Below are 22,870 nucleotides of genomic sequence, written 5' to 3' on the forward strand. Positions count from 1 at the left end.
TGGCGGTCCCTGCCGTCAGCCGAGCTGGGACATGACCCGGGAGGAGATCAGCTCCAGGTGTTCCAGGTCGTCGAGGTCGAGCAGCTGGAGGTAGGCGCGGGAGGAGCCGACGGCCGCGTAGGTGCCGAGCTTGTCCACGACCTCGGCCGGGGAGCCGGCCAGGCCGTTGGCCTTGAGCTCGTCCACGTCACGGCCGATGGCGGCGGCCCGGCGGGCCACCTCGGCGTCGTCCTTGCCCACGCAGACCACCAGGGCGTTGGAGTAGACGAGCTCGTCGGCCCGGCGCCCGGCCTCCTCGGCGGCCTCCCGGACCCGGCCGAACTGGCGGGCGCTGTCCGCGACCGACGCGAACGGCATGTTGAACTCGTCGGCGTACCGCGCGGCCAGCCGGGGGGTGCGCCGCGTGCCGTGGCCGCCGATGAGGACGGGCACCTTGGCCTGGGCGGGCTTGGGCAGCGCGGGCGAGTTCTCCACCTGGTAGTGCCGGCCCGCGTAGTCGAAGCGGCCGCCGGGCCCGGTGGCCCACAACCCGGTGACGATCGCCAGCTGCTCCTCCAGCCGTGCCATCCGCTCCGCCGGGAAGGGGATCCCGTAGGCCTTGTGCTCCTCCTCGAACCAGCCCGCACCGAGGCCGAGTTCGACGCGGCCGCCGGACATCTGGTCGACCTGGGCCACCTGGATGGCCAGGACGCCGGGAAGCCGGAAGGTACCGGCCGTCATCAGCGTGCCCAGCCGGATCCGCCTCGTCTCGCGGGCCAGGCCCGCGAGGGTGATCCAGGCGTCCGTGGGGCCGGGCAGGCCGTCGGCCGAGCCCATCTTGAGGTAGTGGTCGGAGCGGAAGAACGCGTCGAAGCCGAGGTCCTCCGTGGCCTTGGCGACGGCCAGGAGGGTGTCGTAGTCGGCGCCCTGCTGGGGCTCGGTGAAGATGCGAAGGTCCATGTCTTCCATCCTGCCCTCCCCCACCCCTGCCGGGTGAATCTGCGTCAACCGGCAGGTCCTCCCGGGCCCCGCCAGTGACCGGCCCGGAGGGGGATCGTTGGCTCGGTCGGAGCCGGGCCGCCGGCCCGCGCGCCGGCGGCCCATCGCCGGTGCGTCCACCGCCCCCTTCCGCACCGGAAGGGCCAGGGCCGAGGAGGCCGCCATGTCCCAAGAGGCCGTGCCGGAGACCCCCCGCCAGACCGCACCCACCGGACAGGCGGCGCACGACGTCCCCACCCGGGGCGGCGCGCCGAAGGGCCTGCTGCAGCAGATGGAAGAGCTGATGGCGGCGCTGAACGCCGACCTCTCGCAGCTCGACGCCGACCTCCGGTCCTCCACGGACCGCACCCCGGCCGGATCCGACGCGTCGCCGACCGCGGGCAGCCGCACCAGCGGAAGCGAGTGCCCGTCCTACCGGTCGTCGTGACCGTACGGGTCCCGTCCCCCGCGACGGGACCCCACCCGTGCCGAACCCCTGCCGGGCGCCGCGCCTACCAGGCCCATCAGGGCTGAGGCCCCGCGTACCGGGGACCCACCTCGCCGGAACCACCCGGACGACGCCACCGGGCACCGGGCCCCAGCGTGCCGGACCCACCCCAGGCCCCGCGCACCGGACCAACCGAGCCGGAGCCCCCCGGGCAGCTCCACCGGGGGTGCCGGATCCACGCATACCGGACCCGCCCAGGCCGGAGGCCCCGCGTACCGGACCCACCCCGGCAGGCTGCGCCCGTCGCGGGACCCGATCAGGCCACGCCGGAGGTGGAGCCGCGTTCGCGGACCGTCAGGCGGCGCAGCAGCGCACGGACTCGGTCGCTCGACTCGTCCGCCGCGTCGATCGACTCTATGCACTGCCAGTACAAGGCCTCGTCGTCCGTCGCGCAGGCGACGCCGACCAGTGCTATCCCCACTTCTCCCAGCAGCGCCTGGAGCCCGAGCAGTGTCTGGCGGACGTCCGCCACCCCGGTCAGTTGCGCCGCCCGCGGCGGGTGGTCGGGCGCGATGCCCTCGCCGCACAGGGCCGCGCGGTCGAGCACGCCGCAGCCTCTGCCTCCCGCCTCACCCAGTCCTCTGGCCTCCGGTCTCAGCTCCGGCGGCCCGGTGACAGCCAGCCAGCCCCCCAGTCCCTGTGCGAGCGCCTGGGCCTGCCAGGCCTCGCCCACGATGTCCCACGCAGCCCCGCTCTGTGCCAGCGCGTGCCGGCCGGCCGCGATGAGCCGTACCGCATCCATATGCCGTCCCCCGTCCGCACGACATCCCGCCGTTCCCATCACTACCCAGAGTGAGGGCAATGGGCCAGTAAAGCCAGGGGTATTCGGAAATTGTGGACACAATCGTGATTGTGGACGAGGCCATCACTCCGAAGAGTGACGATGAGGGGTCGAAGCACCCGGAACCGGGAAGCGCAGCTCGTTTCTCTCGATCTTCGCGGCCAGCGCATCCAGCACATCCACCCCCAGAACCTCACAGAACTGCAGCAGATACGCGAGCACGTCGGCCACCTCGTCGGCCACCCGGTGCGCGGTCTCCGGCCTCCGCATCACCACCGCCGACTGTTCCGGCGTCAGCCACTGGAAGATCTCGACCAGTTCGGCCGCTTCCACGCTCAGGGCCACCGCGAGGTTCTTGGGGGTGTGGTACGGCTCCCAGCCCCGCGCCGCAGCGAACTGAGCCAGGCGGCGCTGCAGTTGGTACAGCCGCTCCTCCGGCCGCCCTTCCGGCCGCCCCTCGTGCCCGCCCGCGGCCCCCTCCGTGTCGCCCGTGCCGTCCGTACCGCCCCTGCCATCCATGTCGTTCACGGGGTCAGGTCTACCACCGTGACGCCCGGGATCCCACGGCCCAGCTCGGCCGCCGCCTCCCCCACCGCTGCCACCAGCCGGACGTGTCCCCGGCCGCAGGAGAGCAGGGCCAGGCGCAGCAGTTCGGCGGTCTGCCGCCGGTCGAGACCGAGGTCGAAGCCGTCCGCGAGGATCGTCAGCGCCTGCTGCGCGGAGAGCAGTTCGGCGGCGGGGTCCATGGCCAGTACCCCGGGTCCGGTCAGCAGGACCAGCGCCAGCGCGAGGAAGCGCAGCTCGCCCGCGCCGAGGCGGCCGATCTCCGTGGCGGGCCGGCCGGGGCCACGTTCCAGGAGCGCGGTGACGGGACCGTCCCCGGCGGCCCGTACGTCCAGCCCCGCGACGTGCCCCGCGCAGCCGGTACCGGCGGCTCCGGCGAGCAGCGCGTGCCGGGTGCCGCATTCGTGCCGGGTCCGGCGCAGTACGTCGGCCAGGTTGGCGCAGTCGCCCAGCAGCCGGCCCTCCCCCTGCGGGGCGGGCGCGCGCATGCGCTCGGGGCGGGGTGCGCACGGGAACACCGAGCGCAGGGCCACCACCACTTGCTCGGCGGCGGCCAGTACCTGCCGCTGTCCGGCCGTGGCGCCGGCCACGCGGAGCGGCAGCAGGGCCGTGCCGAGCCGGTCGTCGGGGAGCGGGGCCCGGGTGACGCCGGTGGCGCCCCCGGTCAGCCAGGCGGCCTGCACGGAGGCGCGGCCGGGATCGCGCAGGGCGGTGCTGAGCAGGATCTGGCCGTCCTGCGCGAGCCGTTCGCCGACGATCCGCAGGGCGGGCTCGGCCTGCACGGCGAGGTCCAGCCGGACGGGCCCGGCGGGCCCGTCGACGGTGCAGCCGATGCGGAAGCCGCGGCGCCGGTCGGCGTCGGGGACCGCCCGGTCCGGGATGCGGGCACCCGGGTCCGGGAAGGCCTCCTCCAGCGTGGCGCCGGAGCCCAGGGCGGCCAGGGCCTCGTAGGCGGCCAGGACCTGGGACTTGCCGCTGCCGCTGGGCCCGGCGAAGAGGGTGACGGGCCCGAGCGGGAAGACGGCGCCACGGTGCGGGCCGAAGGCGGAGAGCCTCAGCTCGGTGACGACGGGCCGGTGCTGCGGCTGCCGCTGCGCGGGCACGCTCACGGACCGGCCCACGACCGCCGGAGCCGGGGCCGCAGCCGGAACCGGGGCCGGGGCCGGGGCCGGGGCCGGGGCCGGGGCCGGGGCCGGGGCCGAAGACGGAGCCGGGGCCGGGGCCGAAGACGGAGCCGAAGCCAGGGCCGAAGCCTGGACCGGCGCCGGGGCCGGAGCCGGTGCCGGAAGCGCGGCCGAAATCGGGGCGGCCGAAGCCGAAACCGCACCCGAAGGCGGACCCGGATCCGGAGCGGGGGCCCGCACCCGAGCCGCGGCCGGAGGCGGTGCCGAAATCGGACCCGGAACCGGACGCGCGGCTAAGCGGAAGGGATCCCCGGGCACGGGTACCGGGCCCGGGCCGGGTGCGGAGCAGCCGGAGCGGGAGCGCGAAGCGGCGGGGGCGGGAACGGAGGCGGCGGTTGCGGTTGCGGAAGCGGGAACGGCGCTGGCGGCGAGGGCGGTTGCGACGGCGGCGGGCTCCGCCGCCGTGTCCAGGGAGGCATCCATGGCCCGGACGGTACGGGCCGCCGGCGCACCCGGGAGTCCGCCGAACCGTTCCGCCCCCGCGACCTTCCTACGATCGGGGGACAGCCGCGGCGGCGATCCCCTCGACCTCGGTCCCGACGGGCGCCAGCAGGAAGACGTTCCGGTCGACCCGGTGCATCCCGCTGCCCAGCCCGAAGACCACACCGCTGCTGAAGTCCAGGATCCGCTTGGCCACTTCGCCGTCCGCGCCGGTGAGGTCGAGCAGCACCGGGATCTGCGCGATCAGGTACTCGGCCACCTCCCGGGCATCCGCGAAGATCTGGACCCGGATCACCACGAAGCGCCGCTGTTCCGCCGCGGACGCCCCGGGCGCCTTGGGGATCGTGCGGTGGTCCACCCGGGAGGGCCATTCGTTGCGACTGCGCAGGGGTACCACCTGCGCGAGCCCCTCCCACTGTTCGTCCGTGACGTCGTACCTGCTCACCGGGCCGCCTCGGCCGTGCGCTTCATGTGCATCCCGCCATCTTCTCGCGTTTCACCCGTTCAGCCCAACAGCGACACGAGGGGGACGTACGGGTACTCCAGGAGAGCCGAGTAAGTTAGGTTAGGCATACCTAACCCACTCGGGACCATGGAGAGATCCGCATGCGCATGTCCGGTGACCCCGCCCACCCGGCCGCCCACCCCGCGCCCGTCACCCGGCCCACCGACGCCGAGCGGGTCCGGTCGGTCCTGGCCGCCGCCCACTCCATGACCGTGGTCGCGGACGGGCTGCGCTCCGAGGTGCGCCACCTCGACGGCGCCGACCCGATGGGCCGGCTGCACCTGCACCCCGCCGAACCGGGCGGCGGCGCCGAACACCGCCCGGCGATCCGCCTGGAGTTCACCGACATCGCCCCCACCCCCGTACGCGACCGGGTGCGCGCCCGGGTGACCGTCCTGGGCCGCATGCTCACGCCCTACCCGCAGGACGGCGCCGAGTCCGGCTCCTCCGACAGCACCTGCATGGAATTCACCCGGGCCGTCCTCGAGACCGGGGACGGGACCGCGCACATCGGCCTGGAGGAGCTGGACGCGGCCCGCCCCGACCCGCTCGCCCCGTACGAGGCCGGCATGCTCACGCACCTCCTCGACGACCACCCCGACCTCGTCACCCTCCTGCTGCGCCTGGTCCACCCCGTGCCCACCACCGCCGTGGTCCGTGCGCTGCCGGTCGCCATGGACCGGTACGGGATCACCCTGCGCCTGGAGGAACGACGCGGCCACCGTGACGTACGGCTGCCCTTCCCGTCGCCGCTGGACGACGTGGAGCAGTCCGGGGCGCAGATCCAGGCCCTCTTCAGTGCGGCCCGGCGGCGCTCGCACCGCAACACACTGCCCGCCTGAGACGCTGCCCCGCCGCATCGGCCCACGGGCCCGGAATAGCCCGCCCGGGACCGCTGTTGGGGACGATCATGAAGGCCATCACGTACAGCGCATACGGAACTGCGGCGAATCTCACGCTCGTTGACGTACCGAAGCCCAAGGTCGGCCCCGGCGAGGTGCTCGTCCGCGTCAAGGCCGCCGGGGTCAACCCCGTCGACTGGAAGCTCGGCGCCGGATACCTCGACGCGATCCTCGAGGTCCGCTACCCGGTCATACCCGGCTGGGACGTGGCCGGTGTCGTCGAGGCGGTCGGCGAGGACACCTTCGACTACGCCGTGGGCGACGAGGTCTACGGCTACGTCCGCAAGGAATGGGTCGAGCTCGGCACGTACGCCGAGCTGGTCTCCGCCCCCGTCCGCACCCTCGCCCGCAAGCCCCGCGGGCTGACCTTCGAGCAGGCCGCGGGCCTCCCGCTGGCCGGACTCACCGCCTACCAGTCGCTCACCCGGGCGGGCCTCACCGCCGGCGAGACCGTCGTCATCCACTCCGCGGCCGGCGGCACCGGCTCCTTCGGCGTCCAGATCGCGGTCGCCCTCGGCCTGCGCGTCATCGGCACGGCCGGCGAGCACAACCACGCGTACCTGCGCTCGCTCGGCGCCGAGCCCGTGCTGTACGGGGAGGGGATGGCCGAGCGCATCCGCGAGCTGGCGCCCGACGGCGTGGACGCGGGCCTCGACTTCTACGGCGACGGCGTCGTCGAACTGCTCCAGTCCCTGGTCAAGGAGCGCGGCCGGGTCGTCTCCATCGCCGACTACGAGGCCGCGGCCAAGGGGGCGCACCAGCTGTGGGTGCGTCCGGACACGGCCGATCTCACCTTCCTCGCCGAGCTCGCGGACGCGGGCCGGCTCACGGTCAACGTCGAGCACTCCCTGCCCCTCGCAGAGGCCGCGAAGGCCTGGGAGCTGAGCGCCGCGGGCCGGACCCGCGGCAAGATCGTGCTGACCGTCTGACCCACGGGCCCCTGGCCGCACGGCCGCACGGCCGCCCTGGCCGTCTGACCGCCGCACCGCCCGGCCCGCCGGACATCCGGCGGGCTGACCTCCGTACCGGCGGCACAGCGGGAGGGCGGGCCCCCGGAGCATCCGGCTCCGGAGGACCGCCCCGGGTCACGCGTGGGCGGCGGGGCCGGTCAGGCACCCGGCTGCCCGGTCGCGTAGCGGTTGGCCGGACGGGGCAGCCCGTAGTTCTCCCGGAGGGTGGTCCCGGTGTACTCGGTGCGGAAGAGACCGCGCCGCTGGAGGATCGGCACGACCTGGTCGACGAAGTCGGTCAGGCCGGTGGGCAGGACGGGCGCCATGATGTTGAAGCCGTCGGCGGCGCCCTGGGTGAACCACTCCTCCAGCTGGTCGGCGATCTGCTCCGGGGTGCCCGCGAAGACCCGGTGGCCGCGGCCCGCCCCGAGGCGGGCGATCAACTGGCGCAGGGTGAGGCCCTCCCGCCGGGCGAGGTCGGCGACGAGGGTGAAGCGGCTCTTGTTGCCGTTGATGTCCCGCTCCTCCGGGAGGCCGGGCAGCGGGTCGTCGAGCGGGAGCCCGGTCAGGTCGGTACCGAGCATGCCGGAGAGCTGGGCGAGCCCGTACTCGGGGACCTGGAGGTCCGTGAGCTGCTGCTCCAGGGCCTTGGCCTCGGCCTCGGTGGAGCCGATGACGGGGGCGATGCCGGGCAGGACGAGCAGGTCGCCCTCGGTGCGGCCGTACTGGGACAGGCGGGACTTGAGGTCCTTGTAGAAGGTCTGGCCGTCGGCGAGGGTCTGCTGGGCGGTGAACACGGCCTCGGCGTACCGTGCGGCGAACTCCTTGCCGTCCTCGGAGGAGCCGGCCTGCACGAGGAGCGGGTGTCCCTGCGGGGAGCGCGGCACGTTGAGCGGGCCGGCGACCTGGAAGTGCTCCCCGCGGTGGGCGGCGGGGTGGAGCCGGTCGGTGTCGGCGTAGATGCCGCGCTCCTTGTCGAGGACGATCGCGTCGTCCTCCCAGCTGTCCCAGAGCTTGGTGGCGACGTCGAGGAACTCGCGGGCCCGCTCGTAGCGCACGGAGTGTTCGAGGTGCTCGTCCCGGTTGAAGTTGCGGGCCTCGTCGACGGTGCCGGAGGTGACGATGTTCCAGCCGGCCCGGCCCCCGCTGATGTGGTCGAGGGAGGCGAACTTCCGGGCGGTGTGGAAGGGCTCGTTGAAGGTGGTGGAGACGGTCGCGATGAGCCCGATGTGCTCGGTGACGGCGGCGATCGCGGAGAGCAGCGTCAGGGGCTCGAAACCGCCGAGGGCGTTGTAACGGGCCTTGCCCCAGAGGGCGAGTCCGTCGGCGAAGAAGATGGAGTCGAGCTTCCCGCGTTCGGCGGTGCGGGCCAGTTCCTGGAAGTACTTCAGGTCGGTGACGCGTTCGGGACTGCTGTCCGGGTGGCGCCAGGCGGCGTCGTGGTGCCCGGCGTTCATCAGGAAGGCGTTGAGGTGGAGGGTCCGGCGAGCGGTCATGTCTGTTCCTCGGGGTGCGGTACGGGGCGGGGGCGGCGCGGGGCGGGTGGGGCGCGGCGGCCGGGCCGTCAGGCCGGTACGCGCCAGAGGCTGAGGCGGCGTTCGACGCCGACCAGGAGCTGGTTGAAGGCCACGCCGATCGCGGAGATGGTGACGATGCCCGCGTACATCTGCGGGATGGCGAAGTTGAACTGCGAGGCGTTGATCAGGTAGCCGAGGCCCGCCTTGGCCCCGATCATCTCGGCGGCGACCAGGACGAGGATGGACACGGCTCCGGCCAGCCGGATGCCGGTGAAGATCGTCGGCACCGAGGACGGCAGGATCACCTTCTGGAACAGCCGCGGGGTGGACAGGTCCATGGAGCGGGCCAGCCGGACCAGGGTGGGATCGGCGTTGCCGACCGCGCTGATGGTGTTCAGCAGGATGGGCCAGACGCAGGCGTAGACCACGATCGACACCTTCGAGGTCTCGCCGATGCCGAGCAGGAGCACGAAGACGGGCAGCAGGGCGAGGGCCGCGGTGTTGCGGAACAGCTCCAGCAGCGGGCCGAGGAACGCCGCGACCGGCCGGTACCAGCCGATCAGCAGTCCGAGGGGCACCGCCACGACCACCGCGATGGCGAAGCCCCCGAAGGAGCGGGTGAGGCTGGCCCCGACGTGCTCGCCGAGCCGGCCGTCGCCCAGCAGCTCCCCCCAGGCGACGGCGACTTCGCTGAACGGCGGCAGGAAGGTGGCGTCGACCAGGCCGAGGCGGGGCGCGGTCTCCCACAGGGCGAGGAGGCCGAGGACCGCCGCCGACCGGAGCACGGCGGCGCGCAGCCACCGGAGCGCGGTCGCCGCCGCGGAGGGCGTCCGGGCGGGGACGGCGTCCTTCCCGGCACGGCCGTCCCGCCGCCCGTCCCGCCGGGCGGCAGCCGCCTCCGGCACGGGCGGCGCGGACGTGTCGACCGGCGCGGACGTGTCGACCGGCGCGGACGTGTCGACCGGCGCGGACGTGTCGACCGGCGCGGCCCCGGGCGCGGCCGGCACCCCGGCTGGGGCCGGCACCGCGGCTGGGGCCGGCACCGCGGCTGGGGCCGGCCCGCCGGGGCCCGGGCGTCCCTCCGTGAGCGACGCACCGGGGGCGTCGGCGGTGTCCGTCCCCGGCCCCGACGGAGTGGCGGGCGCGGGCAGGTGGGTCTCGGTTCCGGTGCTCATACGGAGGCCTCTTCCTTCTCCAGTTGCTGGGCGCGGGCCACCTCGTCGTGGAGCAGGGTCCAGATCTCGTGGCGGTAGCGGGCGAATTCCGGGCTGGAACGCAGGTCCTCGCCCTGGAGGCCGGGGCCGCGGTCGTCGAAGGAGATCGGCACGACCTCTTTGATGCGGCCGGGGCGGGAGGTGATGACGGCGACCTTCTGCCCGAGGTACACGGCTTCCTCGATGCCGTGCGTGATGAAGACGACGGTCTTCCCGGTGCGCTGCCAGATGCGGCGCAGCTCGTCCTGGAGGGACTCGCGGGTCTGCGCGTCGAGCGCCGCGAAGGGCTCGTCCATCAGCAGGACGTCGGGGTCGTAGGCGAGCGAGCGGGCGATGGCGACCCGCTGGCGCATGCCGCCCGACAGCTCGTGGGGGTGCCGGTCCTCGAAGCCGGTGAGGCCTACCAGGTCCAGGAACTCCCGCGCCCTGGTCTCCCGTTGACGGCGCGGGACGCCGGTCGCCTCCAGGCCGAACTCGACGTTGCCCAGCGCCGTGCGCCACGGCAGCAGCGCGTACTGCTGGAAGACGATGCCCCGGTCCAGGCCCGGTCCGGTGACGGGCCGGCCGTCCAGCAGGATCCGCCCGGAGGCGGGCCGGGTGAGGCCCCCGAGGAGGTCCAGGAGGGTGGACTTGCCGCAGCCGCTGGGGCCCACGACGACCAGGAACTCGCCCGCCTCGATCTCCAGGTCGATGCCGTCGAGGGCGGTGAACTCCTCCTTGACCTTCTTGTCCTTGGTCGGGAAGGTCTTGGTGACCGACTCGAACACGATCTTCGCCATGGCGGTCGTCAGCCCTTCGCGTTGCCGTTGAACTCGTTGGTGAACAGGTCGGCGGCCTTCAGCCGGTCCTTCTTGACCTCGCCCCGGTCCCCGAGCCAGTCGATCCAGAGCTGGAACTCCTTCGCTTCGATCCGGCCGGAGGGCGCGGCGACCCCGTACGAGCGCCAGTACTGGAGGGTCGAGGTGTCCTCGTTGCGGCCCCGCTTCCTGACGATCTCCGTCATCCGGGCGATGACCTCCTCGCGGGACGTGGTGCGCGACCAGTCGATGGCCTTGCCGACGCCCGTCACGAAGGTCCGTACGGTGTCCGGGTTCTCCTTGATGAAGCGCTGGGTCATCACGTACGTGCCGCCACTGAAGGCGCCCAGCAGGTCGAAGTCGCTGAACAGCGGGCGGATCCCGCCGGCCGCGACGGCCTTGTCGCGCAGCACTCCGCTGAGGACGCCCACCTCTATCTGTTTCTGCCGCAGGGACTGCTCGGTGTTGACCGGGGGCACGACCAGGGCTTCGACCTTGTCGGAGTCGGCCCGGGAGAGGCCGCCGCGGCCCAGGTAGATGTCGAGGAGGGCCTGGGCGTGGGCGCCCAGGGTGTTCATGCCGACCTTCTTGCCGATGAGGTCGCGGGCGGAGCGGATCGGGCTGTCCTCCAGGACGTAGTACCCCAGGTTGGTGTCCTGGTCGGAGCCGTAGTAGGAGATGACGGCCTTGACCGGGGCGTCGCCCGCGGCGAGTTTGACGACCGCGCCGTTGAAGGCCCCGCCGAAGTGGGTCTGACCGGTCGCCGCGGACTGGATGTCCTGCGGGCCGCTGATGGTGTTGCCCACCCACTCCAGGCTGAGGCCGCCCAGGTACCCGAGGTCGGCGGCGAGTTCGGGAAGCGTCACCGCGCCGACGGCGCCCTGGTACTTGAGGGTGGTGACCTGCTTGCCGGATCCGGATCCGCCCGTGGCGGTGGCCGTGCCGCAGCTCACCGCGGCCGCCGAGATGCCGAGCAGGGCGAGGAACTGGCGTCGGGAGGTGGTGGTCGAGGTGAGGGCTGCGGGCATGGCGGATCCTTGTCGGTGCGTACGGGGTGAGGTGGGGCGCGCTACGGGGTGGCGGTGAGCGCGGGGGCCGCGACGGCGCGCAGGGCGTCGGCGAACTCGTCGACGGCCTGGAAGAGGTCCAGTTCGGCCTCGGGCCGCAGCCGGTCGGGGCCGGAGCCCCGCTCGACGGAGGAGTCCAGGACGAAACGGCCGGCGGTGACGTGCCGGGCGCCGAGCGCGGCGAGCACGGGGCGCAGGGCGTAGTCGATGGTCAGGACGTGGGCGAGGCTGCCGCCGGTGGCGAGCGGCAGGACCGTCTTGCCGGCCAGTCCGTCCTGCGGCAGCAGGTCGAGGAAGGCCTTGAGCAGGCCCGTGTACGCGGCCTTGTAGACGGGCGTCGCGATGACCACACCGTCGGCTGCGGCGACGGCCTCCAGTGCCCGGCGGATCTCGGGCTCGCCCCGGCGGGCCGACAGCAGGTCGGCGGCGGGGAGGTCGCGTACGGACAGGTGAGCGGTCTCGAACCCGGCGTGGGAGAGGCGCCGCAGCACGTGGACGGCGACGACGGCGGTACGGGAGTGGGCGGAGGGACTGCCGGTGATGGCGAGCAGACGGGGCACGGGGGCTCCTTGGGTGTCGTACGGGGAGCGGGTACGGGAGCGGTACGGCGGGGCGGCCGGGCGGGGCGGCCGGGCGGCCGGACCCGCGGCAGTCAGGCGGCGTCGGGCGCGGTGACCGGCCGGGGGCCGGGCTCGGAGGCTGCAGTGGGGGCGGAGGTGGAGGTGGAGGCGCCGGAGGCGATGCCGAAGGCGGGGTCCGGGACGGTCTCCGGGCTGATCAGGCGGGAGGGGACGCCGTCGGTGCCGACCGGGACGTCACCGTCGACGGTGACCCGGCGCAGGGTGCGCTCGTTGTCGTCGGAGTCGTCCACCCCGTAGTGCTGGGTGGCGCGGTTGTCCCAGATCGCGACGTCACCGGCGCGCCACTGCCAGCGAACGGTGTTCTCGGGGCTCTCGATGTGGGCCTGGAAGAGGTCCAGGAGGGCACGGGAGTCGCGGCCGGTGAGACCGCTGATCCGCTGGACGAAGTTGCCGAGCAGCAGGGTGCGTTCGCCGGTCTCGGGGTGCACGCGGACCACCGGGTGCTCGGTCAGGAACTCGGTGGAGGTGAACACCTCGCGGTACTGCGCCAGCGCCTCGGGCAGGGCGTCGGGCCTGAGGGCCGCGTAGTCGTACGCGTTGGAGTGGACGGCGCGCAGCCCGTCGGCGAGGGCGCGCAGCGGCTCGGGAAGGTGGGAGTAGGCAGTGGCGGTGTTGCCCCAGAGGGTGTTGCCGCCGTACGGGGGGATGGTGACGGCGCGCAGGATGGAGAAGGCGGGGTAGGCGGGAACGAAGGTGACGTCGGTGTGCCACTGGTTGGCGCGGGCTCCGTGGTGGGAGTCGATGCCGAGGGCGTAACGGCCATCGGCGGACGGCACGGTGGGGTGGGCGACCGGCGCGCCGAGCAGCTGGGCGAAGGCCTCGTGGCCGGCTTCGTCGAGGTGGTCCTGGCCGCGGAAGAAGACGACCTTGTGGGCGAGGAGCGCGGCCCGGATCTCGGCGACGGCCGAGGCGGGCAGCTCCCCGCCGAGCCGGACGCCGCCGATCTCGGCGCCGATGCGTCCGCCGATCCGGGTCACGGTGGTCACGGGGGTCGTGGGGGTGGTGGGGATGGTCTGCGTGGCGGTGGCCATGATTGCTCCTCGGGCGGGCTGCGGCCGTTATGTCCGCAGCGGAAGAAATGGGGCTGTGCGAGCGGGCACTGCACGGTGCGGGCGCGGGGCCCGGGCGGTGGAACGGCGAAACGGTGGGCCGGCGGACGACGGCCGGCGGACGGCAGGGCGGGGCGATGCGCACGGCGCCGCGGCACGGGGACCGGGCGGAACGGGAGCGTCGCGGCGCGATGCGCGCGCTCCGCGGGGCCGCTTCGGGGCAGCAGCGGACGGCCCGGAAGGACACGGGGCCGTGGCGCGGCGGGTGGCGGAGCTCAGGCCCGGCGCGGGGCCGGACAGCGGCCCGGACACCGGTCCGGCGCGGTACAGGGGCCGGAGGTGCGGAGCCGCGGGGCGAGGTGCTCGATCGCGGACATGCCCCGGAGCCTGTCAGCGGTGCCCGCCACCGGTCAACCCCCGCCCGGGGCCGCACCGACCCCTGCGCCCGAAGCCCCCGGCGCACCCTCCATACCTGCTTCGACCTGCCCTTTCACCCCTCTGACGGGATCCGGCCACACCCTCTCCGGCGGCTGGATCCCGTTGCCGGATTTCACGGCCCCGCAACGCCCCCGCCACGCCCCGCCCGCACGACACCCCTCCGGCATGATCAGGGGACCACCCGGCCCGGAGGAGACCGGCGGCAGGGGGCGCCGGCGTCGGCCGGCCGCGGATCGCGCTCGACCTGCACACCGGAGCCGTCTGCGGGCCGGTCGCGGCCGGGCTGCACATCGGAGTGCCGCTCTCCACCTTCAGCCTCGTCGATCTGCGCGGCCGCCTGCTCGCCCGCCGCGCGTTCCCGCACCGGGGCCCCCGCCCCCGGCCTACCCCGGGGCATCGCGGCACAACTGGGCGGATTCCTGAGCGAGTTCGACACCGGGCGGCCGCTGCTCGGCCGCGGGGCCGCCCTCGGCGGCCGGATCCGCCCCGGCGACGGGCCGTCGTACGGCACGAGGCCCTCGGCCGGCGGGACCGGCCCCTCGCCACCGAGCCGGCGGGGGCGCTGGAACTGCCCGTGTCCACGGACCACCATGCCCGCGCCGTCGCCCACGCCGAGATCCTCCTCCACCGCCCGGAGGCCCGCCGCAGCCCCGTCCACCTCTTCATCGGCCATGTCGGCGACGCCGCCTCCGGCATCGAGGGCGCCGTGCACCAGGCCCGGCGCGATCGCCGGCGACGTCGCCCCCCTCCCGGTCCCCGGCTCCCGGACCCCCTGCGCCTGCGGCCGTACGGGCTGCCTCCAGGCGACCGCGTCCGACACCGCGCTCGGCGCCGAGGCCGTCCGGCGCGGAATCCTCCCCGGCCCGTCCGTACCGCTGCTCGTGGACGCGGCCGCCACCGGCGACCCCCGCGCCGACCGGCTGCTGCGCGTGCGCGCCCGCGCGGTCGGCCGGGCCGCCGCCCCGCTCCTGGACGTCTTCAACCCGGCCGTCACGGTGGTCACCGAGCTGTCGAGCGGGCTGCACGACGGGTACCTCGACGAGATCCGCGAGGCGGCCGCCGCCCTTTCCGGCGTCCGGCGCGGTCCCGGGCGGACCGTGGGCCCGTCCGCGGGGCCCGCCGTGCTGCCGGGGGCCGCGACCGTACTGCTCCATCCGCTCTTCCGTGCCCCCTCCCCTCTCAGGTGAGAGGGCGAGATCACATCCGGTGGTTATGGTCGTTCCCTGAGCACCCCCCTAGCATTCGAGCCATGACGGTCCTGCCTGACGACGGGCTCTCCTTGGCCGCCGAGTTCCCTGACGCGACGCATGAGCAGTGGCAGCGCCTGGTTGAAGGCGTGCTGCGCAAGTCGGGCAAGGAAGTATCCGGCGAGGCAGCGGAAGACGCCCTGTCCACCACACTCGAGGACGGGCTCACCACCCGCCCGCTGTACACCGCGCCCGAGACGGCTGCCGACACCGGTTTCCCGGGGTTCGCCCCCTTCGTCCGCGGAGGAAGGGCCGAGGGCAACGCCGCGGACGGCTGGGACGTACGCCAGCGTCACCTGGGCACCGATCCCGTACGGGTGAACGAGGCGGTCCTCACCGACCTGGAGAACGGGGTCACCTCCCTCTGGCTCGCCCTGGGCCGCGGCGCTCTCCCCGTCGACGGCCTGGCCCGGGCCCTGGAGGGGGTCTACCTCGACCTCGCCCCGGTCTCCCTGGACGCCGGAGCCGAATACGCGCAGGCCGCGCGGGCGTTCCTCGCCCTGTGCGCCGAGCGGGAGGTGCCTTCGGCCGCGGTCCGGGCGAGCCTGGGCGCCGATCCCCTCGGCCACGAGGCCCGTACCGGCGAGGCACTGGACCCGGCCGAGGCCGTCGAACTGGCCCGGGAGGCCGCCGCCGGCTACCCGGGGGTGCGCGCCCTGGCCGTGGACGCCCTGCCGTACCACGAGGCGGGCGGCAGCGCCGCCGAGGAACTGGGCCTGTCCCTGGCCACCGGCGTCGCCTACCTGCGGACCCTCACCGCGGCCGGGCTGAGCACCGAAGCCGCGCTGGGGCAGCTGGAGTTCCGCTACGCCGCCACCGCCGACCAGTTCCTCACCATCGCCAAGCTGCGTGCCGCGCGCCGGCTGTGGGCCCGGGTCGCCGAGGCCTGCGGCGCCGCGGAGGCGGGCGCCCAGCGCCAGCACGCGGTGACCTCGCCGGTGATGATGACCCGCCGCGACCCGTGGGTGAACATGCTGCGCACCACCGTGGCCTGCATGGCCGCGGGCGTGGCCGGCGCGGACTCGGTCACCGTCCTGACCTTCGACCACGAGCTGGGCCTGCCCGACGCCTTCGCGCGCCGGATCGCCCGGAACACCTCCACCATCCTGGTGGAGGAGTCGCACCTGGCCCGCGTGATCGACCCGGCCGGCGGCTCGTACTACGTCGAGCAGCTCACCGACGAACTCGCCCGTGCCGCCTGGGAGTTCTTCCAGACCGTGGAGAAGGCCGGCGGCCAGGCCGCCGCTCTGCGCTCCGGACTGGTAGCGGACCGCCTCGCGGCCACCTGGGCCGCGCGCTCGAAGAAGCTCGCCAAGCGCCGCGAACCCATCACCGGGGTCAGCGAGTTCCCCCTGCTCTCGGAGAAGCCGGTCGTGCGGGAGCCCGCTCCCGAGGGACCCGCCGGCGGGCTCCCCCGCGTCCGGCGCGACGAGGCCTACGAGGCGCTGCGCGCCCGCAGCGACGCGCACCTGGCCGCGACCGGGGCCCGGCCGAGGATCTTCCTCGCCGCCCTGGGCCCGGCGGCCGCGCACACCGCGCGGGCCACCTTCGCCTCGAACCTGTTCCAGGCGGGCGGCGTCGAGGCGGTGCACGACCCCGTGTCCGTGGACCCCGCGACGGCCGCCGAGGCCTACGCGGCGAGCGGCGCCGACGGCATGGCCGTGCTCTGCTCCAGCGACGCGCTGTACGAGGAGCAGGCCGGGGCGGTGGCCGCCGCCCTGCGCGCGGCGGGCGCGACGACCGTGTTCCTCGCGGGCCGGCCGGGCACCGCCGGAGCGGCCGTGGACGAGTACGTCTTCGCCGGCTGCGACGCGGTCGCCGTGCTGTCCTCCGTACTCGACCGGATGGGAGTCGCGCTGTGAGCGGCACTGCAATCCCCGACTTCTCCGCACTCCCGCTCGGCGGCCCCGGCGCCTCCGGGTCCGAGGACCGATGGCACGCCGCGGTGAAGGAGTCCACCGGGTCCGCCACCGGCGACCTGCTGTGGGAGACCCCCGAGGGCATCGGCGTGAAGCCGCTGTACACCGGCCGGGACCTGGAGGGCCTGGACTTCCTGGCGACGTACCCGGGCGTGGCCCCGTACCTGCGCGGCCCGTACCCGACGATGTACGTCAACCAGCCGTGGACGATCCGGCAGTACGCGGGCTTCTCCACGGCCGAGGAGTCGAACGCCTTCTACCGGCGCAACCTCGCCGCCGGCCAGAAGGGCCTGTCGGTCGCCTTCGACCTGCCGACGCACCGCGGGTACGACAGCGACCACCCGCGCGTCACCGGCGACGTCGGCATGGCGGGCGTGGCGATCGACTCGATCTACGACATGCGGCAGCTGTTCGACGGGATCCCGCTGGACAAGATGTCGGTGTCGATGACGATGAACGGCGCGGTGCTGCCCGTCCTCGCGCTGTACATCGTGGCGGCGGAGGAGCAGGGCGTCTCCCCCGACAAGCTCGCCGGGACCATCCAGAACGACATCCTCAAGGAGTTCATGGTCCGCAACACCTACATCTACCCGCCCAAGCCCTCGATGCGGATCATCTCCGACATCTTCGCGTTCACCTCGCAGAAGATGCCGCGGTACAACTCGATCTCCATCTCCGGCTACCACATCCAGGAGGCGGGTGCGACGGCCGACCTGGAGCTGGCCTACACCCTCGCCGACGGGGTGGAGTACCTGCGAGCGGGGCAGGCGGTCGGGCTGGACGTGGATGCCTTCGCGCCGCGGCTGTCGTTCTTCTGGGCGATCGGCATGAACTTCTTCATGGAGGTCGCGAAGCTGCGCGCGGCCCGGCTGCTGTGGGCGCGCCTGGTCAAGCAGTTCGACCCGAAGAACGCCAAGTCCCTCTCGCTGCGCACCCATTCGCAGACCTCCGGCTGGTCCCTCACCGCGCAGGACGTCTTCAACAACGTCACCCGCACCTGCATCGAGGCGATGGCCGCGACCCAGGGTCACACCCAGTCGCTGCACACCAACGCCCTCGACGAGGCGCTGGCCCTGCCGACGGACTTCTCCGCGCGCATCGCCCGCAACACCCAGCTGCTGCTGCAGCAGGAGTCGGGGACCTGCCGGTCGATCGACCCGTGGGGCGGCAGCGCGTACGTGGAGAAGCTGACGTACGACCTCGCCCGGCGGGCCTGGCAGCACATCGAGGAGGTCGAGGCGGCCGGCGGCATGGCGCAGGCCATCGACGCGGGCATCCCGAAGCTGCGCGTGGAGGAGGCCGCGGCCCGTACGCAGGCCCGTATCGACTCGGGCCGCCAGCCGGTGATCGGCGTGAACAAGTACCGGGTGGAGAACGACGAGCAGATCGACGTGCTCAAGGTCGACAACTCCTCGGTGCGCAGCCAGCAGATCGCGAAGCTGCGCCGGCTGCGCGAGGAGCGCGACGAGGCGGTCACCCAGGACACCCTGCGGGCGCTGACGAACGCGGCGGAGCGCGGCGACGGCAACCTGCTCGCGCTGGCGGTGGACGCGGCGCGCGCGAAGGCGACCGTCGGTGAGATCTCGGACGCACTGGAGAAGGTGTACGGGCGGCACGCGAGCCAGATCCGTACGATCTCGGGTGTGTACCGCAACGAAGCAGGCGAGTCCCCCTCGGTGGAGCGCACCCGTGCGCTGGTCGACCGCTTCGAGGAGGCGGAGGGCCGCCGTCCGCGCATCCTGGTCGCCAAGATGGGCCAGGACGGGCACGACCGCGGCCAGAAGGTGATCGCGACGGCCTTCGCCGACCTGGGTTTCGACGTGGACGTCGGCCCGCTGTTCCAGACCCCGGCGGAGGTGGCCCGCCAGGCCGTCGAGGCGGACGTCCACGTGGTGGGCGTCTCGTCGCTGGCGGCCGGGCACCTGACCCTCGTACCGGCGCTGCGCGAGCAGCTGGCGGAGGAGGGCCGTGAGGACATCATGATCGTGGTGGGCGGTGTCATCCCGCCGGCCGACGTCCCCACGCTGCTGGAGATGGGCGCGACGGCGGTGTTCCCGCCCGGAACGGTGATCCCTGACGCGGCCCACGACCTGGTGACGCGGCTGGCCGCGGACCTGGGCCACGAGCTGTAGGCGCCCCGCGGATGCCCCCGAAGATCGACATCGACGTGTACGTCAAGGGCGTGCTCGACGGGAAGCGTGCGCACATCGCGCGCGCCATCACCCTCGTCGAGTCCACCCGGGCCGACCACCGGGCCCTGGCCCAGCGGCTGTTGACGCAGCTGCTGCCGCACGCGGGGCAGGCCCGCCGGATCGGCATCAGCGGGGTGCCGGGGGTGGGGAAGTCCACCTTCATCGACGCCTTCGGCACGATGCTGACCGGGCTGGGCCACCGGGTCGCGGTGCTCGCGGTCGACCCGTCGTCGAAGCGCACCGGCGGCTCCATCCTCGGTGACAAGACGCGGATGGAGCGGTTGTCCGTCGATCCGGCGGCGTTCGTCCGCCCGTCCCCCTCGGCGGGGACGCTGGGCGGGGTCGCGAAGGCCACCCGGGAGTCGATGATCGTCATGGAGGCGGCGGGCTACGACGTGGTCCTCGTCGAGACGGTCGGCGTGGGCCAGTCGGAGACCACGGTCGCCGGGATGGTCGACTCCTTCCTCCTGCTGTCCCTGGCCCGTACGGGCGATCAGCTCCAGGGCATCAAGAAGGGCGTGCTGGAGCTGGCGGACGTCCTGGCGGTGAACAAGGCGGACGGCCCGCACGAGCGGGAGGCGAAGGCGGCGGCCCGTGAACTGTCGGGCGCGCTGCGCCTGATGCACCCGGCCGACGCGGCCTGGACCCCGCCGGTCCTGACGTGCAGCGCACGCGAGTCGGCCGGGCTGGACGAGGTGTGGAACCGCCTCGAACAGCACCGGACGCTGCTGGAGGCGGGCGGCAGGCTGGCGGCCAAGCGGGCCGCGCAGCAGGTGGAGTGGACCTGGTCGATGGTCCGCGAGGAACTGCTGGAACGCCTCCGCGCCGACCCGGCCGTACGCGACCTCGCCCCGGCCCTGGAAGCCGCCGTCCGCGCCGGCACCACCACGGCCACCTCGGCAGCGGACCAACTCCTGGCCGCCTTCACCCGCCCCTGAACCGCTCCCCCGGCCCGAACCCTCCCGGCCGGGCCGAACACTCCCGGCCGGGGCGGGCCCACACGGCCGGCGCGGGCCCCGGTCCCGGGAGGGTCATGCGTCGACGAGGACCGCCCCGCCCACGTCCAGCGTCCCGCGCAGGACCCGGGTCCGCTCCTCCACCCCGCCGGAGGCGAGCAGCGCGGACAGGACCGCGATCCGCGCCTGCCCGGCCCGCAGCGTCCCCATCGGCACGGCCCCGGCGGCCACCAGGTCCACCGCCCCGCCCTGCGTGTAGATCTCGGTGACCGGCCCGGCCATCACCCGCGTGGTCAGCGCGACCAGCACCCCCCGCGCGACGGCGGCCCGCACCGCGTCCGCGATCTCGGGAGTCGCGTTCCCCGCACCGGTCCCGATGAGGACGATGCCCCGCGCACCCGCCTCGACGGCCGCGTTCAGCAGCACCGCGTCCCCGTCCGCGTGGTGCATGACCATGTCCACGCGCGGCGGCACCTCCGGCATGGCCGGCAGCGGCAGCGGCGCGGACCGCTGCGGCGCGCGCAGCATGGTGACCTTGCCGTAGCCGATCTTCCCGAGCAGTTCCTTCGACGGGTCGGCGAACGCGTCCAGCGCCACGGCCTCGGTCTTCACCGTGCCGCGCGCGGCGTGCACCCGCCCCGCGAAGGCGACCAGCACACCGAGCCCGCGCGTGTTCGCGGCGGTGAGCAGCGCGTCGTACAGGTTGCCCGGGCCGTCGCCGTCGGCGGTGCCCATGGGCCGCTGCGATCCGGTGAACACCACGGAGCGCGGATCGTGGTGGTGCAGGTCGAGGAGGAAGGCGCTCTCCTCCAGCGTGTCGGTGCCGTGGGTGACGACGATGCCGTCCACCCCGGGGTCGGCGAACACCTCGTGCACCGTGCGCAGCAGGGTCAGCTGGTGTGCGGTGGTGAGCCGGGGGCTGTTCACGCTGAACAGGTCGACCAGCTCGACGGTGACCCCCTCGGGCACCGGCGCGGTGGCCATGACCTCGCGGCCGTCGGCTTCCGCGGCGAAGCCGGAACCCTGCCAGCGGCTGGCTATCGTCCCGCCGGTGCTGATGACGACGATCCGTCCCATTGGCCCGAGGCCGCCCTTCTGTCGTACGTGAGTGACATCTCGTACAGATGTGCTGAAAGCAGCAATGATAGGGAGATCTACGCGCAACGCGATTGCCTCTTCGAGCTGCCGACCTGACACATTGAGGTGGATAATTGCGGCATGGACGCGATCGACCGGGATATCTTGCGCGAGCTCCAGGCGGACGGCCGTCTCAGCAACCAGGAGCTGGCCCAGCGGGTGGGCCTGACCCCCTCCCCCTGCATGCGCCGGGTCCGCCAGCTGGAGCAGGACGGGGTGATCCAGGGCTACCGCGCCGTGATCTCCCCCGAGGCGGTGGGCCGAGGTTTCGAGGTGCTGGTCTCGGTCGAGGTGCGCCGGGACCGGGAGGCGGTCGAGGCCTTCGAGGCGGCCCTGCAGGACATCCCCGACGTCATCGAGGCGTACCGCCTCTTCGGCAGCCCCGGATGCCTGCTGCGGATCGCGGTCGCGGACCTGCGCGCGTACGAGCGCCTCTGGATCGAGCAGCTCACCGCCCTCTCAGGGGTCACCGAGGTCAACTCACAGATCATCATGAAGCGCATCAAGGAGCCGACCGGTCTGCCCGTCGGGCGCTGACGCACCGGCGGTTCCCGCGGTGAGGACCTCGCGCGGGACGGTCCTCGGGTGGCCGGGGCGCTTCCACTCCCTGGGATAGCCGACCGACACCTCCTCGAAGCGCACCCCGTCGTGCCAGGTGGTCCGGGGGATGTGGAGGTGGCCGTAGACGACGACGCCCGTGTGGAAGCGCAGGTGCCAGTCGGCCGTGCGCTCCGTCCCGCACCACTGGGCGAACTCCGGCAGGCGCAGAATGTCCAGCGGCGCCCGTACCAGGGGGTAGTGGTTGACCAGGACCAGCGGGACCTCCGGGTCGCAGGCGGCGAGGCGTTCCTCGGTGTAGGCCACCCGGGCGTGGCACCAGTCCTCGCGGGTGGGGTACGGGTCGGGGTGGAGGAAGAACTCGTCGGTGCACACCACGCCCGCCGCGAGGGCCTGGGCGAGGGACTCCTCCTTGTTCGCGGCGGTGGGCGTGCGGAAGCTGTAGTCGTACAGGACGAACAGCGGCGCGATCCGCACCGGGCCGCCCGCCCCCTCCCACAGGGCGTAGGGGTCCTCGGGGGTGAGGACGCCCAGGTCGCGGCAGAGTCCGACGAGGTGTTCGTACCGGGCCACCCCGCGCAGTGCGTCGGGATCCTGCTTCGGGGTCCACAACTCGTGGTTGCCCGGAGCCCAGATCACCTGCGCGAACCGGTCCCGCAGCGTCCGCAGGGCCCAGGCGATCTGCTCGGGCCGTTCCGCCACGTCACCGGCCACGATGAGCCAGTCGCCGTCCGACTCCGGCCGGATCCCCTCCACGATCGCCCTGTTCTCCGCGTGGGCCACGTGCAGGTCGCTGATGGCGAGCAGCCGCGGCCGGACCGGCTGCCCCGTCGGGTGCTCCGTATCGATCTCACTCATGACGGCACGGTGTCACCCGCCGCCCCCGCCCACACCCGGAACGGGCGCTTCGGGCCCGAAACGGTCCGGACGTCCCCTCAGGCCCCGACCAGATCGGCCTTGTTCATCGCTACCACGGTGTGCGAGGACTCCGGCGCAGCGGAGGAGGAGGCGAGCTGGGCGGCGGCGCCGATCAGGATGCCGGTGGCGGCGAGCGCGAGCAGGACGAAGGAGAGACGGCGGTTGCGCATGGATCCACTCCTGGGGTGCGGTACGGGTGTGCACGTACGGGAAGGCGCCGCCCGGCGGGCGGTGCCTTCGACGGTAGGACGGATCCGTCGGCGGACGCGAGCACTCCGCGCAGATGACGGTCAGCCGTCCGGTTGCGCCTGGGGGAATGCGCCGGTCCACGGCGGAATTCGGACGAACGCGAAGCGATATGGACCCTTCCGGGGCAAACCTCCCTCTTCCCCGGCAGCATGAGGCCCGCACATGTCATGACCTAGCGG

General features: G+C 73.7%; 23 protein-coding genes. 8 read left to right on the forward strand and 15 right to left on the reverse strand.

The features are described from left to right. Positions 1 to 15 precede the first annotated feature (15 nt). On the reverse strand, positions 16 to 939 hold the full coding sequence (locus tag ACFWUZ_RS10170; protein WP_384370140.1) for an LLM class F420-dependent oxidoreductase: 924 nt from the start codon (positions 937 to 939) through the stop codon (positions 16 to 18). A gap of 202 nt (positions 940 to 1,141) precedes the next feature. Between ACFWUZ_RS10170 and ACFWUZ_RS10175 the strand changes: the two genes are divergently transcribed. Next, positions 1,142 to 1,405: a hypothetical protein gene (locus ACFWUZ_RS10175; protein WP_384370143.1), complete on the forward strand. Its 264-nt coding sequence runs from the start codon at positions 1,142 to 1,144 to the stop codon at positions 1,403 to 1,405. Positions 1,406 to 1,721: 316 nt separating this feature from the next. On the opposite strand, the gene ACFWUZ_RS10180 is transcribed toward ACFWUZ_RS10175, so the two are convergent. The 4 genes from ACFWUZ_RS10180 to ACFWUZ_RS10195 all read right to left on the reverse strand — a co-directional run bounded on the left by ACFWUZ_RS10180 (position 1,722) and on the right by ACFWUZ_RS10195 (position 4,880). After that, positions 1,722 to 2,207, reverse strand: coding sequence for a DUF6099 family protein (locus tag ACFWUZ_RS10180; protein ID WP_384370146.1), 486 nt, complete (start codon positions 2,205 to 2,207; stop codon positions 1,722 to 1,724). 123 nt (positions 2,208 to 2,330) lie between these two features. Beyond that, the gene (locus tag ACFWUZ_RS10185) at positions 2,331 to 2,672 is read right to left on the reverse strand and encodes a nucleotide pyrophosphohydrolase (RefSeq protein ID WP_384370334.1); all 342 of its coding nucleotides are present in this window, start codon (positions 2,670 to 2,672) and stop codon (positions 2,331 to 2,333) included. Positions 2,673 to 2,770: 98 nt separating this feature from the next. Then, the gene (locus ACFWUZ_RS10190; protein ID WP_384370149.1) at positions 2,771 to 3,919 is read right to left on the reverse strand and encodes an ATP-binding protein; all 1,149 of its coding nucleotides are present in this window, start codon (positions 3,917 to 3,919) and stop codon (positions 2,771 to 2,773) included. Between the two features lie 565 nt (positions 3,920 to 4,484). Next, positions 4,485 to 4,880 carry a cell division protein SepF gene (locus tag ACFWUZ_RS10195; RefSeq protein WP_344166147.1) on the reverse strand — a complete coding sequence of 132 codons (396 nt, stop codon included), beginning with the start codon at positions 4,878 to 4,880 and terminating at the stop codon, positions 4,485 to 4,487. A 161-nt stretch (positions 4,881 to 5,041) separates the two neighbouring features. On the opposite strand from ACFWUZ_RS10195, the gene ACFWUZ_RS10200 reads away from it, so the two are divergent. Both ACFWUZ_RS10200 and ACFWUZ_RS10205 read left to right on the forward strand, forming a co-directional pair. After that, positions 5,042 to 5,782: a DUF2470 domain-containing protein gene (locus ACFWUZ_RS10200; RefSeq protein WP_384370153.1), complete on the forward strand. Its 741-nt coding sequence runs from the start codon at positions 5,042 to 5,044 to the stop codon at positions 5,780 to 5,782. 68 nt (positions 5,783 to 5,850) lie between these two features. Continuing rightward, positions 5,851 to 6,771, forward strand: a complete 921-nt coding sequence (locus tag ACFWUZ_RS10205; RefSeq protein WP_384370156.1) for an NADP-dependent oxidoreductase — start codon at positions 5,851 to 5,853, stop codon at positions 6,769 to 6,771. Between the two features lie 179 nt (positions 6,772 to 6,950). On the opposite strand, the gene ACFWUZ_RS10210 is transcribed toward ACFWUZ_RS10205, so the two are convergent. From ACFWUZ_RS10210 to ACFWUZ_RS10240, 7 genes are all read right to left on the reverse strand, one after another. Next, on the reverse strand, positions 6,951 to 8,288 hold the full coding sequence (locus tag ACFWUZ_RS10210; RefSeq protein ID WP_384370159.1) for an LLM class flavin-dependent oxidoreductase: 1,338 nt from the start codon (positions 8,286 to 8,288) through the stop codon (positions 6,951 to 6,953). Positions 8,289 to 8,356: 68 nt separating this feature from the next. After that, the gene (locus ACFWUZ_RS10215) at positions 8,357 to 9,484 is read right to left on the reverse strand and encodes an ABC transporter permease (RefSeq protein WP_384370162.1); all 1,128 of its coding nucleotides are present in this window, start codon (positions 9,482 to 9,484) and stop codon (positions 8,357 to 8,359) included. Then, positions 9,481 to 10,302 carry an ABC transporter ATP-binding protein gene (locus ACFWUZ_RS10220; protein ID WP_384370165.1) on the reverse strand — a complete coding sequence of 274 codons (822 nt, stop codon included), beginning with the start codon at positions 10,300 to 10,302 and terminating at the stop codon, positions 9,481 to 9,483. The genes ACFWUZ_RS10215 and ACFWUZ_RS10220 overlap by 4 nt, the downstream gene beginning before the upstream one ends. Positions 10,303 to 10,310: 8 nt before the next feature. Next, a complete protein-coding gene (locus ACFWUZ_RS10225) occupies positions 10,311 to 11,348 on the reverse strand; it encodes an ABC transporter substrate-binding protein (protein WP_384370168.1) in 1,038 nt (345 codons plus the stop codon). A 41-nt stretch (positions 11,349 to 11,389) separates the two neighbouring features. Further along, on the reverse strand, positions 11,390 to 11,947 hold the full coding sequence (gene ssuE, locus ACFWUZ_RS10230; protein WP_384370171.1) for an NADPH-dependent FMN reductase: 558 nt from the start codon (positions 11,945 to 11,947) through the stop codon (positions 11,390 to 11,392). A gap of 92 nt (positions 11,948 to 12,039) precedes the next feature. Next, the gene (locus ACFWUZ_RS10235; RefSeq protein WP_384370174.1) at positions 12,040 to 13,059 is read right to left on the reverse strand and encodes a TauD/TfdA dioxygenase family protein; all 1,020 of its coding nucleotides are present in this window, start codon (positions 13,057 to 13,059) and stop codon (positions 12,040 to 12,042) included. 625 nt (positions 13,060 to 13,684) lie between these two features. Beyond that, on the reverse strand, positions 13,685 to 14,188 hold the full coding sequence (locus ACFWUZ_RS10240; protein WP_384370177.1) for a hypothetical protein: 504 nt from the start codon (positions 14,186 to 14,188) through the stop codon (positions 13,685 to 13,687). On the opposite strand from ACFWUZ_RS10240, the gene ACFWUZ_RS10245 reads away from it, so the two are divergent. The 4 genes from ACFWUZ_RS10245 (at position 14,187) to meaB (ending at position 19,811) form a co-directional block, all read left to right on the forward strand. Next, positions 14,187 to 14,702 carry an ROK family protein gene (locus tag ACFWUZ_RS10245; protein ID WP_384370180.1) on the forward strand — a complete coding sequence of 172 codons (516 nt, stop codon included), beginning with the start codon at positions 14,187 to 14,189 and terminating at the stop codon, positions 14,700 to 14,702. The two genes, ACFWUZ_RS10240 and ACFWUZ_RS10245, sit on opposite strands and share 2 nt — an antisense overlap. A 62-nt stretch (positions 14,703 to 14,764) precedes the next feature. Continuing rightward, a complete protein-coding gene (locus tag ACFWUZ_RS10250) occupies positions 14,765 to 16,624 on the forward strand; it encodes a methylmalonyl-CoA mutase family protein (protein WP_384370183.1) in 1,860 nt (619 codons plus the stop codon). Next, complete coding sequence (scpA, locus tag ACFWUZ_RS10255) at positions 16,621 to 18,813, forward strand: methylmalonyl-CoA mutase (RefSeq protein ID WP_384370186.1); 2,193 nt, start codon at positions 16,621 to 16,623, stop codon at positions 18,811 to 18,813. Before ACFWUZ_RS10250 ends, scpA begins: the two co-directional genes overlap by 4 nt. Positions 18,814 to 18,824: 11 nt before the next feature. Next, on the forward strand, positions 18,825 to 19,811 hold the full coding sequence (meaB, locus tag ACFWUZ_RS10260; RefSeq protein ID WP_384370190.1) for a methylmalonyl Co-A mutase-associated GTPase MeaB: 987 nt from the start codon (positions 18,825 to 18,827) through the stop codon (positions 19,809 to 19,811). A 93-nt stretch (positions 19,812 to 19,904) separates the two neighbouring features. On the opposite strand, the gene ACFWUZ_RS10265 is transcribed toward meaB, so the two are convergent. Continuing rightward, positions 19,905 to 20,906: an asparaginase gene (locus tag ACFWUZ_RS10265; protein WP_384370193.1), complete on the reverse strand. Its 1,002-nt coding sequence runs from the start codon at positions 20,904 to 20,906 to the stop codon at positions 19,905 to 19,907. A gap of 141 nt (positions 20,907 to 21,047) precedes the next feature. Between ACFWUZ_RS10265 and ACFWUZ_RS10270 the strand changes: the two genes are divergently transcribed. Further along, complete coding sequence (locus ACFWUZ_RS10270; RefSeq protein WP_031145634.1) at positions 21,048 to 21,503, forward strand: Lrp/AsnC family transcriptional regulator; 456 nt, start codon at positions 21,048 to 21,050, stop codon at positions 21,501 to 21,503. On the opposite strand, the gene ACFWUZ_RS10275 is transcribed toward ACFWUZ_RS10270, so the two are convergent. Together ACFWUZ_RS10275 and ACFWUZ_RS10280 are read right to left on the reverse strand one after the other, a co-directional pair. After that, positions 21,447 to 22,382 carry a metallophosphoesterase family protein gene (locus ACFWUZ_RS10275; protein ID WP_384370197.1) on the reverse strand — a complete coding sequence of 312 codons (936 nt, stop codon included), beginning with the start codon at positions 22,380 to 22,382 and terminating at the stop codon, positions 21,447 to 21,449. The genes ACFWUZ_RS10270 and ACFWUZ_RS10275 overlap by 57 nt on opposite strands. A 77-nt stretch (positions 22,383 to 22,459) precedes the next feature. Then, positions 22,460 to 22,612 (reverse strand): hypothetical protein, encoded by a 153-nt coding sequence (locus tag ACFWUZ_RS10280; RefSeq protein WP_384370200.1) that lies wholly within the window; start codon positions 22,610 to 22,612, stop codon positions 22,460 to 22,462. Positions 22,613 to 22,870: the final 258 nt, after the last annotated feature.

This window comes from Streptomyces sp. NPDC058646 (assembly GCF_042716875.1).
Taxonomy (GTDB): domain Bacteria; phylum Actinomycetota; class Actinomycetes; order Streptomycetales; family Streptomycetaceae; genus Streptomyces.

Excerpts from the sequence above, each read along its gene's own strand:
- ACFWUZ_RS10265 (WP_384370193.1), bottom strand. The coding sequence starts at position 20,906 with ATGGGACGGATCGTCGTCATCAGCACCGGCGGGACGATAGCCAGCCGC.
- ACFWUZ_RS10250 (WP_384370183.1), top strand. The coding sequence starts at position 14,765 with ATGACGGTCCTGCCTGACGACGGGCTCTCCTTGGCCGCCGAGTTCCCT.
- ACFWUZ_RS10220 (WP_384370165.1), bottom strand. The coding sequence starts at position 10,302 with ATGGCGAAGATCGTGTTCGAGTCGGTCACCAAGACCTTCCCGACCAAG.
- ACFWUZ_RS10275 (WP_384370197.1), bottom strand. The coding sequence starts at position 22,382 with ATGAGTGAGATCGATACGGAGCACCCGACGGGGCAGCCGGTCCGGCCG.
- ACFWUZ_RS10225 (WP_384370168.1), bottom strand. The coding sequence starts at position 11,348 with ATGCCCGCAGCCCTCACCTCGACCACCACCTCCCGACGCCAGTTCCTC.
- ACFWUZ_RS10210 (WP_384370159.1), bottom strand. The coding sequence starts at position 8,288 with ATGACCGCTCGCCGGACCCTCCACCTCAACGCCTTCCTGATGAACGCC.
- ACFWUZ_RS10180 (WP_384370146.1), bottom strand. The coding sequence starts at position 2,207 with ATGGATGCGGTACGGCTCATCGCGGCCGGCCGGCACGCGCTGGCACAG.
- ACFWUZ_RS10245 (WP_384370180.1), top strand. The coding sequence starts at position 14,187 with ATGTCGGCGACGCCGCCTCCGGCATCGAGGGCGCCGTGCACCAGGCCC.
- ACFWUZ_RS10240 (WP_384370177.1), bottom strand. The coding sequence starts at position 14,188 with ATGGCCGATGAAGAGGTGGACGGGGCTGCGGCGGGCCTCCGGGCGGTG.
- ACFWUZ_RS10175 (WP_384370143.1), top strand. The coding sequence starts at position 1,142 with ATGTCCCAAGAGGCCGTGCCGGAGACCCCCCGCCAGACCGCACCCACC.
- ACFWUZ_RS10170 (WP_384370140.1), bottom strand. The coding sequence starts at position 939 with ATGGACCTTCGCATCTTCACCGAGCCCCAGCAGGGCGCCGACTACGAC.
- ACFWUZ_RS10280 (WP_384370200.1), bottom strand. The coding sequence starts at position 22,612 with ATGCGCAACCGCCGTCTCTCCTTCGTCCTGCTCGCGCTCGCCGCCACC.
- ACFWUZ_RS10270 (WP_031145634.1), top strand. The coding sequence starts at position 21,048 with ATGGACGCGATCGACCGGGATATCTTGCGCGAGCTCCAGGCGGACGGC.
- ACFWUZ_RS10215 (WP_384370162.1), bottom strand. The coding sequence starts at position 9,484 with ATGAGCACCGGAACCGAGACCCACCTGCCCGCGCCCGCCACTCCGTCG.
- ACFWUZ_RS10205 (WP_384370156.1), top strand. The coding sequence starts at position 5,851 with ATGAAGGCCATCACGTACAGCGCATACGGAACTGCGGCGAATCTCACG.
- meaB (WP_384370190.1), top strand. The coding sequence starts at position 18,825 with ATGCCCCCGAAGATCGACATCGACGTGTACGTCAAGGGCGTGCTCGAC.
- ACFWUZ_RS10235 (WP_384370174.1), bottom strand. The coding sequence starts at position 13,059 with ATGGCCACCGCCACGCAGACCATCCCCACCACCCCCACGACCCCCGTG.
- ACFWUZ_RS10200 (WP_384370153.1), top strand. The coding sequence starts at position 5,042 with ATGCGCATGTCCGGTGACCCCGCCCACCCGGCCGCCCACCCCGCGCCC.